At 58.5% G+C, this 11623-nt stretch carries 6 protein-coding genes; 3 read left to right on the top strand and 3 right to left on the bottom strand.

What is annotated here, in order from left to right:
* Positions 1 to 66: 66 nt before the first annotated feature.
* The 3 genes from AC1DVE_RS08690 to AC1DVE_RS08680 all read left to right on the top strand — a co-directional run bounded on the left by AC1DVE_RS08690 (position 67) and on the right by AC1DVE_RS08680 (position 2642).
* The gene (locus AC1DVE_RS08690) at positions 67 to 1281 is read left to right on the top strand and encodes a hypothetical protein (RefSeq protein WP_223458691.1); all 1215 of its coding nucleotides are present in this window, start codon (positions 67 to 69) and stop codon (positions 1279 to 1281) included.
* A gap of 59 nt (positions 1282 to 1340) precedes the next feature.
* Positions 1341 to 2084 (top strand): molecular chaperone, encoded by a 744-nt coding sequence (locus AC1DVE_RS08685; protein WP_477783885.1) that lies wholly within the window; start codon positions 1341 to 1343, stop codon positions 2082 to 2084.
* 63 nt (positions 2085 to 2147) lie between these two features.
* A complete protein-coding gene (locus AC1DVE_RS08680) occupies positions 2148 to 2642 on the top strand; it encodes a CS1 type fimbrial major subunit (protein ID WP_223458696.1) in 495 nt (164 codons plus the stop codon).
* A 49-nt stretch (positions 2643 to 2691) separates the two neighbouring features.
* On the opposite strand, the gene AC1DVE_RS08675 is transcribed toward AC1DVE_RS08680, so the two are convergent.
* The 3 genes from AC1DVE_RS08675 to AC1DVE_RS08665 form a co-directional block, all read right to left on the bottom strand.
* Complete coding sequence (locus AC1DVE_RS08675) at positions 2692 to 7353, bottom strand: dermonecrotic toxin domain-containing protein (RefSeq protein WP_477783884.1); 4662 nt, start codon at positions 7351 to 7353, stop codon at positions 2692 to 2694.
* Positions 7354 to 7524: 171 nt separating this feature from the next.
* Positions 7525 to 10638: a transglycosylase domain-containing protein gene (locus tag AC1DVE_RS08670; RefSeq protein ID WP_223533231.1), complete on the bottom strand. Its 3114-nt coding sequence runs from the start codon at positions 10636 to 10638 to the stop codon at positions 7525 to 7527.
* Between the two features lie 252 nt (positions 10639 to 10890).
* The gene (locus tag AC1DVE_RS08665) at positions 10891 to 11349 is read right to left on the bottom strand and encodes an REP-associated tyrosine transposase (RefSeq protein ID WP_477783883.1); all 459 of its coding nucleotides are present in this window, start codon (positions 11347 to 11349) and stop codon (positions 10891 to 10893) included.
* Between the last annotated feature and the right edge of the window lie 274 nt (positions 11350 to 11623).

The following is an 11623-nucleotide window of genomic DNA, read 5'->3' as shown; positions in this document are numbered from 1 at the left end:
GAGAGTGTGATCATGAAACTAACGTCTACATGTTCCCGCCTGCTGCGGCGCAGTCGCTGGCTGGGGATGCTGGCCGTCGTCGCGGCGCCTTCGGCACAGGCGGTGAATCAGGAGATCCGGGCGCTGTTCACCCCGGACTCTGCCAACCCGCAACGAAATCTGTTCGTTAATAAAACGCCGGTCAGTGGCTATTGTGCCGACTATCCCAGCGAATGCCGGGACAACGAGACCTTCAGCATTCGCCTGCCCATGCGTTTCGAATCGGCGAGCACCATGCAACCCAATGCGTCGCCGCGCAACAGTGCGATGTTCAGCATTCCGGCCCTGTGGCGTCCGTTAACGGTGACGAACCGGGAAACGGGCGAAACGGAAACCGTCGAGGTGCGTATTGCCGGTTTCGGTTCCAGATACATCCTCAGTGATACCGCGGTCAATCTGACAGGTGCCGCCACGGCCATTGAAGGGCACCGCGCCTTATGGGGCGGTCCGGGGGGAGGCTGGGTAAACGCGGCACCTCCCTGCGCCTACAGTGGTGTCGGGCTGTATTCGGACAACTACTACCGGTTCTTCTGGAAGACCCCGGTACAAGGGACCTGCGTCAAGACTGCGAGTTTTCCGATACCAGCCATGACTTATGACTACCTGGACTTCTCCTATGAGCTTAAAACCCCCAATCCGCTGACGATGTCATCCGGGCTTTATACGGGGGACGTGAGTTATCGCATTGGTCCTGGTGGTGACTTCGACATGGGCGATGTGATGCTGCCGAGCGACCCCGACCTGACCCTGAATTTTGTGTTGGATGTTCAGCACACCCTCAAGGTCGACATCCCCCCTGGCGGCGAAAAAGTCCAACTGGTTCCGGCGGGCGGCTGGCAAAGCTGGTTGCACGCGGGGCGTAGACCTGTGCGTTTGTTTCGGGACCAGACGTTCAATATCTCCGCGTCTTCGCGGTTCAAGATGCTGCTGGAGTGTGAAATCACTGGTTTCCCCTATGACTGCCTGATTCTCGATCCGGTGTCTAGACGCTCGGTTGAATTGCAAGTCAGCGTCAGTCTGCCAAACGGGTTGACCAATCTCGCAGGGCAACCGGTCAAGCGCCAGCGTCTCAGAACAGGGGCCGCCAATGCGCAGCAATTTCAACCTGGTTTTTATGTAGATCGAGCACCGGGAATTCTGCACTTCGAGATCCCGCCACATCAGATGGAATTCATGATTCAACCCGGTGTGGCGTCCACCTATCGCGGCAAAGTCACCGTGATCTGGGATTCGGAAGTCTGATGGCCCGCGTATCGATGGCGCGTGTCCGATTTGTGTTCTATGTGATGAGGTTCAAGAGTATGAAACGTTTGTGGGCACTGCTGGGTTTGAGCGGTTTTTCCCTGGCGGCTTTCGCCGGACCGCAAATCAATGTCGGAACGGTTTACGACTACCTCGACAGCGACAAGAGCACGTACCTTAAACGTGTGTTCAACAGTGGAGACAGCACGGCGTTCGTCAAGGTCAGCATCCTGGAAATCGTCTACGACGCTGATGGCAGCCCTCGTGAAATTCCGCTCAAGACCCAGGCGGATGGCAGCGGTCGGGATGGGTTGATGGCCAGCCCCGCGCGACTGATCGTGCCGGCCAAGGGCATGCAGGGCACGCGTCTGTTGCACATGGGGGTACGTGACACCGAGCGTTATTTCCGCGTGCGCTTCGTGCCGGTGGTGCCAGAGAAAGAAGACGAATTCGCGGTGTCGAGTGAAGAGCGCGATGCCTATAAACAGAACCTGTCGGCGGGGGTCAACGTGATGACCGGGTTTGGCACGGTGTTTTTTGTCCGACCGAAAAACAGTCGCTTCGACAGCGTGATCGATGACAGCCCCGGCGTTTACCGGCTGCGCAACAACGGCAATACCGTCGTGCTGATCGATGAGTTTCGCAACTGCTCGCTGAAAAACGAAACCGAGTGTGAGCCGACCACCAAACACCACGTTCTGGCCGGTAAAACCTTTGAGTTCGAGAAAAAGCCCGACCGCGAATATCGCTTCAACCTGGTGGAAGGCGCATCGAAAAAAACGCTGCGCATCGCCAGCCAGTAATACCGGGAGGGGCGAGTCACCTTGGCTGGCTCGCGGTATTTTTTGTCGCAACAGGTACCTGACATGATCAAGCAATCGACCATCGCCGTGTGGATGAGCGTGATGGCGCTGATAAGTACCCAGGCTTTTGCTGCCCGGGAAGAGCGTACGTTCGAGGTGTCGGTGGATATCCCGACGCTGGGGTTTTACATCATCCCCGCCGAGTCGAACTGGATACACCTTGAACAGACGTTACCGTGGAACATCCATACCAAGACATTGGAGGGGCTGCGCAAGAATTTCGACGTCAAGCACGACACCAGCGCGATCGAAGCACGGTTGGAAGCAGAACCGTATCTGACCAACGGGCGTGACGATCAGAACATTTATTTGCGCGTCAGCTTCAACGGTAAGGAGTTGAGCCATGACCCACGACCGAGGGAAGTGCTGACCGCTGCGCAAGCAATCGCCGGTGGCCGCTTTCCCTTGGAGATCGTGCCGAAAGTGCCTGTCGGCGGATACAAACCGGGTGTTTATTACGGCAATGTGCAACTGATATTCATCGCCGCTGCGCCTTGATGTGCGGCAGCCTGACGCGTCAGGCTGCCTTTGACTTGCTTTGTGGACTTTATTGGCCGGCTTTGCGCAGCGCCTCTCGGGTCAGTTGTCTCGCCATCTGTTTCTCCTCGTCACCCAGGTCGATGAGAAAACGATCGAAGTCAGATTCGCTGATGGGCTCATCGGCAAAGACTACGGTCTCTGGAACGGGCAGAACGTTGATGAGTTCCCAGAGCCGGTTGCGCAGGTCGGCTTTCTCAATGTCTGACGTCGACTCGAGCCACTGAAGCTGGGTTGTGCGCAGTGTCTCCAGTTTCTCGAATTTGCTCTGGTAGAGATGTTTGTTCGTCTCCGTTCCAACAGGCCATTTTTCACACAAGTAACGCTCCCAGAAGTCCTGTTCAAGCATCTTGTTGATCAGACCATCGCCTTCGCCCAGGGCCAGCACCGTGTCGTATGCCTGATCGATCATGGTGTCGGTTACACCGGCTACCGTTCGGTACAACATGCCTTCGGATTGCCAGGGCAGGTTCAACCGCGAGACGAGACCCGTCTGGTACGCCAGGTAGATTTCGACTTCATCAGGGTTGCCGCCACGACTGGCGACGTCGGCCCGGGCAATGTCGTTGACGTGATCCAGCCGTGCGGCGCCTTTGGCCAGGGTCACCAGTTTGCGCTGAAGTTCTGCACTGTCGGTGGTGTACGAATACGCCTCGGAGGCGAGCACGCGAATCCCCATGTTGTTGAACAACTGCGCACCGGCATCGGCGCAATCGACGGGGGCGATGGCCATGGTGTAGAGCTGCTCGCGCAGATGAGTGTCGATGTACACGGCATCGAGCATGCGCGCCATGCGCTGTACCAATTGCTGGCGAGCAGAGCCACCAGCGGCAAAGTCCTTGGTGTTTTCCTGTTTGAGCACCGCCTCGATAAACTTATGAGACAGAGGGTCGTCGGACAGTTCCCGGAAAGAGGCGATCCGTTCTACCCCCAACCCCGGTACATTGGCCCAATCATTGGCAGTGGTCCGGTATTCCATCGGGTGAGGAATCACGAGAGGTTCGGGAGGCAATCCCACTGAGCGACGAATCTCCTGGTATCTCAGTTGGTTTACGTCCGACAAATCACCGACATTGAGTCGGGTGCGCGCAACGACCCAGGCTTCGGGCCTGCCGGGCACCACCTCGGGAATTACTCTGAGGGGATTGTCCCGCAGGTCCAGGAGAAAACCCCTTGGTCGGTTTTTGGCCAGGGTGCCGACGGGCCAGGTGGTCAGGCCGGTGTTTTTCAAGGCCACAACTTTGAGCCTGGGCATGCGACGAATGTCCGGTGCCATTGCCAGAGGGTTGCCTTCGAGCCTGAGTATTTCCATATAGGTGAGTTGCTTGAGTCGCAGCACTGCGTAGGCATCCAGCACAATGGCATTGTCGCTCAGCTGCAAGCATTCCAACCGGTGCATGGCCCCGATCCTGTCGGGCAGATTCTTGAGCTCGCAATGTCTGGCGCTGAGTTGGCGCAGGCGGGGGAAGTCTTGAAGCAAGCCATCCGGTGTTGCCAGAAAGCGCGTGTTGTCGAGCTTCAGTACCGTGACTTTATCCAGATATTTTTTCAGTTCCGGTCTTTTCGGCCATGAAGCTTCCAGGTCCACGGGCGATAGCCCCTGTGATACATCCCGTGAAAGATCCAGCGCGTAGCCATCCGGATCGATACGGTTGCCGAACTCGCTGTTCTTTCGCTCGAAACACTTGAGCAGACGCTCGGCAATGTGCGAGCGCGTGCCATGTAGCGGTATTGGATTATCGGCATCCAGCCCGGCGAATTGGTGCTCCCAGAGTTCGACAGTCTTGCGTAGTTCGTCGAGATCTTTTTCCTGTTCCTCCAGACGTTTCATCGGCTCGCCCTTTTCAATCAGGGCTTGGGCAAAGACGTCGACCTCGTTGTCGCTAAAATGTGGATGCAGGTCGTGAATTCTTTCGTGCAGTGTTTTTCCTTCCTTGCTTAGGCCTCCTCCACGTACCAACAGCATGGTCTCGTGCTCGGCCACCGTACGAATCGGTGGTGTGGCCAGAACCGCTCGGCGCTCGCTCGGTGTCTCGGTCTTGGCGATGATCCAGTGCTTGAAGAACCCGATATCCCCCGCTCGATATCCCACCGCTCTGCGCCCATCCCGGCCCATGGCCTGGAGCAGGGCTGGAAGAAAATCATCGGCTGCGTGGATCTGCTGATCCTCGGCGTCACGTACTTCGTATTTTCCGGATTCGTCGCGAATCATGACCCTTACTTGTGCTGCATCTTCCGGCCCGGCGCTGCATCGCAGTTCGCCGTCGAGCGCGCCTTGGCGGATTTCGATGCGCAGGTTGCCGAAGGTATCGGTTTGCGTCCGCAGGGTGCCCAGCACCAGGCGTTCGGTATCGCGACTGACCAGCGCGTTGTCGTACAGGCCGTGGGCGGCGCGCACCGCCTGGGTCTCGAACTGAAGTTCCCGGGCCTGGCTTTTCAGGCGCAAGGGCAGGCGCTTGTGTCGGGTAGTCTGCTGGCGTTCCGAATGGGTGGCGCCGGCGAAGATTTTTTTCGCGACGGGGCCGGGCAGTTCGGGAAATTCGCTGAAAAGTGCAGCCATTTCGGGGGACAACGCAGGAGGTGGATTCACCGGTGCCCCCAGGCGTTGCAGGGTGTCGGTCAGCAAGGGCGGCGGCGGGGCGTGCTCGATGTGCATCCTGCGCAGTTCGGCCTCTTCAGTACCGCTGATCTGACGGATCCGCTCCAGTTGTGTGTCGCTGAATGCGTCGGTCGTATGGCCCAGGCGACGCATCAGGGTCGTGCCTTCCCACTCGCGCGGGTTCTCCGTTTCACTGACCCAGGCACCATGACTGTTGTGCCGCAGGTTCGGGGTATACGCGTCGGGGCGTTGTGGATGTTGAATGCGGTGTTGTCCGGTTACCGGGTCTGTTTGCACGGCGAACAATTGATCGTCCAGTCGCAGAATCTGTTGCCCTTGATGCTGGTAAATCCCCTGTGCATCGGGCCTGGCGTCTGTGGGCAAGGCCAGGTCAGATTGTTGATAGGGGGCGAGGTCCGGGTTCCACAACCGCGTCCGCCCATCGGCCGTTTGCACCGGCTTGAGTCCTTCGAAAAACGGCGAGAGCTTCGCGCGCGCGACATTGCCGATTGCGCCGCCCGCGGCAAATGCGCCCAACTGGACGACGCTTTCCAGCACGCTGATGGTCTGTTCTGCCGCCTCGGCAAAATGACCCTCGGCCAGGTCGACGATACCCTCGACCACTTCATCGGTCAGTTGATAGGCGGTGTAGGCCAGCATCAACTCGCCAAGGCCGGGGACAAGCGGCGTGGCCACCAGCAGCGCGACGTTGAGAATGTCCGACAGCATTTTTTCCAGGTTATCCCACCAGGCCCAGCGGGCCATACGATCGGCGTACTCGGTGGAAATCGCGATTTCCCGCCCATCGTTGAGAATCTTGTTGAGCTTCTGGCGGTAGTAGTAGCCCCAGAGATCATTCTTGAACACAGTCTCTCGGTCGGTCTTGACGCTCGACAGGCTGAACTTCAAGTCGGGGTTGGCCACGGGCGTTTCACGCCAACTGGGCAAGCTGGAGCCAGGTGGGACCGGCTGCCATTCGATTGTGCTCAGGCGGTCATTGAGTCCGGCGAAGAAATGCCCGCGTTGCTGATGGGGCACGAACTGGCTGAAGTACTGTTGATAACTTTTGCTGGAGGTGCCATCGCGCAGCTGGCGTGTCAGTTGCGCCATGAAATCGAGCGTCGACGGGTACAGCTTGAGCGGATGCTCCGGGTCATGGGGAACATACGCCAGGACCGGGACGGCACCTGTGGCGGTGAATACATCGGGGGCGATCAGCACAATGCCAACCAGGCGCGTGTCCATCATCGACAGGTTGTAATAGCCGACGGGCTGACCGTGCCATTGCAGTTGTGAACGATCGTCGAGCATGCCTTGCACGACGTCATAGGCCTCCTGGTCGATGTCCTTTTTCATCAGGGCCATTTGTGCCGCAACATTCAACGCGCTTTTCTGACTGCGAATGACGATGTAACGCAGGTAATTGCTCGCCACTCTGTTGGTCGACAGCAAAAACTCGTTCAGATGCTGTTGGTATCTGGCACCGGTGTTCAGTTCGCGGCACAGTGATTTGAACTGATCGATGCTCAGTTTGTGCTTGAGGTGTTTGACCCCGAAATGCCCGCGAGCGTCGGGGCGGGTGATGAACTCGGAGTCTTGGTGAAATGACTCGTCGAGCGAAAAATTATGCAGGGCGGCGTCCAGTAGCGAAACGGTCCGGCTGGTGGTGCCGCCTGAAAAGTCATGCACCCACCAGGATGTTTTCACCGGTGCATACAAATGTAGCCAGGTCTGCTCGACATCGTCGTCGACGCCGAAGCGGTCCTTCAGTGCCTGTTGCAGGATGGGACGGGCAAATGCGTAGACATCCTGTAGCTCGCTCAGTGCGCGATCTACCTCGTTTTGCGCAGTCCAGCTGAGCTTGATGCCGTGCTTCAGTCGTTGCTGCAGCGCCTGGGTGGCTTCCCGCAGCGGGTCTGGAAGGATCACCCTGTCGGTTTTCAGTTCATCGACACGAGCGATGGAAGTGTCTTTCAGCCAGGTAGGGATAGCCTGTTCGACCCGTTCGAAATGGATACTTTTATCGGCCAGGTCATTGGCGAGCGAGTCTGGAATTTTATCCGGGTTGGGCATTGTCTGATCGTCCGTTGATCAATAATGGAACGGACAGACTAGGTACGCGTGGCCCCCGAAAAAAGCTCAAAAACTGGTTTGAAAGGGCGCAGGTTTTGCCCCAAGCCTCCCAAAATCAAAGAGTGAAAAATAAATAGTTACCGCCACCCCGGCCCCGGTTTTTGGTAATGCTTAGCGGACAGCCGTTGCCTGGGGTGGCTGGCACATCGTGTGGGTGCCCGGTTGCAGGTACGGCGTCAGAATCGGCGCCATGCCTTTGAGCACCTGCACTGGCAACGCCGAGGTGAAAGTGAAGCTCTCCGCCGAGCGACCCGGCACGTACGCGGTCAGGGTGCCGAAGTGGGTATCGCCGATGTAGAACACGAACGTGGCCGTGCGGTTGAGCGATTTCGAACTCAGGATCCGTCCGCCGGAACCGATGGCTTCGATACGGTTGTCGCCAGTACCGGTCTTGCCGCCCATGGCCAGCGGGCTGCCATCCGGCAGTTTGAAACTGCCGGCCACGCGCTTGGCCGTACCGGCATCTACCACCTGTGAAAGGGCTTCGCGCATGGCGGTCGCCACCTCGGATGGCATCACCCGTTTGCCGACGTCCGGGTCATTGATCAGTTGGGTTTCATAGGGCGTGTTCGCAGCGAAATGCAGGCTGTCGATACGCAGGGTCGGCATGCGCACGCCATCGTTGAGGATGGTGCCGATCAATTCGGCCAAGGCGGCGGGACGGTCGCCGGAGCTGCCGATGGCGGTGGCCAGCGACGGTACCAGGTGGTCGAACGGATAGCCGACCTTCTGCCAGCGCTGGTGGATGTCGAGGAACGCTTCGATCTCCAGCATGGTGCGGATGCGACTGTCGCGGGCACCCTTGTGCCTGCTTTTGAACAGCCAGCTGTAGACCTCCTGGCGCTCGAACTGGCTGGCTTTGACGATTTCACCCCACTTGGCGTCGGGGTGATTGAGCAGGTAGCCCATCAGCCACAGGTCCAGCGGGTGAACCTTGGCGATGAAGCCCTGGTCCGGCAGGTCGTAGGAGCCGGGGCCGTAGCCCTCGTAGAGCCGCACGAGACGTTCGTCAGTGAGTTTTTCCGTGAGCTTGGCACCCGTGAGGTGCGAGCGCACGAAGGCGTTGAAGCTTTCCTGAGTGGCCTGTGGCAGCAGGTAGCGGTGTACGGCGGCCATGCGGATCGGGGTCGGCCGCATGCTATCCAGGAAGGTGTCGAGCCGGTCCTGGGTGTCCTTGTTCTTGTACTTTTTCCAGAATTTGAGCAGGAACGAATTGCCCTCGTGGTCGGCGAATTCGGCCAGGTATTCCTGGCGCCGCGGGTCGCGGTCGTCCTTGAGCAGTTCGGCACTGCTGTTCGGGCCGGAGTAGGTGGTGTAGCGCACCAGGTCACGCATCAGGCGAATGAACGGCAGGTTGATCGACTCGCGCAGGGCGTCGCGCAGGGTCGGTATCCGGCCGTTGTCTTCCTTGCGGAAATTGTGGAACACATGCAGGCCACCCCCGGTGAAGAATGCCTCGCCAGGGCTGGCGGAGTATTTACGGTCCAAGGCTGCACCGAGCATTTTTTGCAGGTCGCGGTCCTTGTTCTCGATCAGGTAATCGACCGCCCAGCGGCTCAGGCGGTCCTGATCCGGCACGTCGACTTTCTTCAGTTCCGGGACAGCCATGCCGGCGTATTTGTCGTGCAGCTCGGAGATGATTTGCAGGTAGGTGGTCAGCACGCGCATTTTCGCGGTAGAGCCCAGTTCCAGTTTGCTGCCTTCGTTGATGTCGAATGGCTGGTCGGTGCTGTCGGTCTGCACCCGAACCCGCGAGCCGTCCGGAGTCAGTTCGAACAGAGTGAAGCTGTAGCGCACCTGGGTGGTGCTGGTGGTGGTCAGAAGGCGTTCGCCGATCAGGCCGATTTGCGTGGCAAACTCAGGGTCGGCCAGTTTTTTCAGGTACTCGGTGGCCTCGGCTTGCAACTCGCCTTGCAGGGTGCTGGTGGCGGAGAGGTCGAGGCGGTCGAGGTCATACAGCGGACGATTGAGCATGCCGGCCAGACGGCTGCGCGCGACACTGATGCCCTTGTTGGCTTCGATCGGTTGAATGGTCGGCTGGGTGGCCCAGTCGCGGTAGGTCACTTTGCTGGCCAGGGCTGCTGCGGCGAGCTGAGCATCGATCACACTGTTTTGCGCCAGCAGGCGAATATGGCTGTCGGTGAGGTCGGCCAGTTCATCGTGACCCTTGGTCAGGTAATGCGACGGGCGGCGCTGGGCAATCATCAACGACAGCATTTCACGCAGGGCCAGGCCTTTTTCCGCCATGGTTTTTGGATCCGTCGCGGTGCTGGAAAGAGCTTCGTTGGCCTGATTGAAGTCGGAGCCGTACCACACACGCAACCCTTCAGCCATACCGTGCACTTCACCGTGGCCCGGTACGGCCGACAACGGCACGCTGTTGAGGTAGTCGCGAACCACGTTCTGCCGGGCTTCGAGGGTTTGTGGCCCGGCCTGGTAGGCGCGCACGGTGGCGGAAATCATCTGGCGAATCTTTTCCGCGCCATTGACCGTCAAGCCATCGGGGGAATGCCGGTACTTCTCAAGTTGCGTGGCCAGGGTACTGCCACCGGCGGATTGGCCTGGCACGTGTAACAGCTTGGCCACCTGGGACCACGCCGCCATGCCGAACCGCGGCCAGTCCACCGCCGGGTTGGCCAGCGGTTGCTTGGGGTCGAGCAGGAAGCGGTTCTCGATGAACAGCAGGCTGTTGACCACCACCGGCGGGATCGAGGCAAAGCTTGAATAAAGCTGCTGCGGATAGTTGTACTGGTACAGCGGGGCTGCACGGCAATCGGTGATCGACAGCCCGGCCTGGATTTTCTCGGCATAAGGCACGAACAGGCCCTTGTCGCTGTACTTCAACAGCGCCGGGGAAAAGCGGGTTTGTGCTTCGACGACGAAATTTCGCTTGATCAGGCGCGGCAGGAACTCATCCAGCGAGCTGTAGCCCAGGCGCCGATCGAACGGACCGTCGCCCGGATAGCGAATCGCATCGCTGGGGCCGGGTTTGAGCTCATAGTTCAGGGACGCGGCGTATTTGCTGACTTCCCGGGCCTGGAACCTCGAGGTACGCATTTCCCTCGCAGCTGCCAGCCCCACGACAATCGCGATTATCAACAGCAATAGCCAGAACGCTCCCCATCCGTGCCTGGAGCGACGGGGTTTTTCAGGAATAGGCGCTTCATCCTCACGTTCATTCGGAACCACGGTTTTACTCGAATCGGTTTGCCACAAAGCGCCCATAGTCGACTGATCCATTCACGCAGATTGATCGGACTTCACTGAAGCTTAGACGGTGGTTGGCGAAGGTGAAAAAAATGTGAAGGGCAAAACGTCGGGTCATGGCCTCTTTTTGTGGCGAGGGAGCTTGCTCCCGCTGGGCTGCGCAGCGGCCCCCAGGCAGGCAAATGCGATTTGTCTGGATGATATGTTTCACCGGCTTTACGACTGCTGCGCAGTCTAGCGGGAGCAAGAGGATCAGCCAGCCATTTGACCTCACAGCCAGCACGCATCCCAGAGCGGATAGTCGCCAATTTTATCCACAAGCCCCGCCCTGAGTGGATTGGCAACGATGTAGCGAGCGAACGGTAGAAGATCTTCTCCGTCGCGGATGGCCCGGTCGTGGTAGCCGGTTTGCCAGAAGGCTCCTCTTTCGTTCAATTCCCGGTTGATCGTGAGAGTGCTGCGAGATTTTATGGCCTGCATGAGTTGCGCCAGCGTGTGCCGCTCAAGCTGTATTAACCAGTGGAAGTGGTCCGGCATGATGACCCAGGCCATTGAGTCGCCCCATTTTTGCTCATGGGCTTGCCTGAACTCTTCAACCAAAAGGCGTCCAAGCCGCCAATCCGCGAATATTCGGCGGCGCTGATGCACGACTGCGGTTATTAAATAGCCCCGTCCTGGTTCTGAGTAACGTCCGCGGCGCAATAGATGCGAGTTTGGATGTGGAGGCATTCCGTTGCTCCCTTTGGCGTTTAGCTAAATACGCTAGCTATTCGTTTTCCTGCGTGATCCTGCATTTGCTGAGTGAAATTTTCAAATCATTGAAGGATTCGGTTCCGTGCAGCGCTTTTGTGGCGAGGGAGCTTGCTCCCGCTGGACTGCGAAGCGGTCCCCATATCAGCAACTCTGATCTGTCTGGAATATCTGGTTTTTTGGTTTTGCGACTGCTGCGCAGTCGAGCGGGAGCAAGCTCCCTCGCCACAGTAGGTAGGAGGGCTGAAACACT

It is taken from the genome of Pseudomonas sp. P4_B4, from assembly GCF_056402255.1.
Note: the sequence above shows the minus strand (reverse complement) of the source record. Positions and strands in the feature narration are given on the sequence as shown.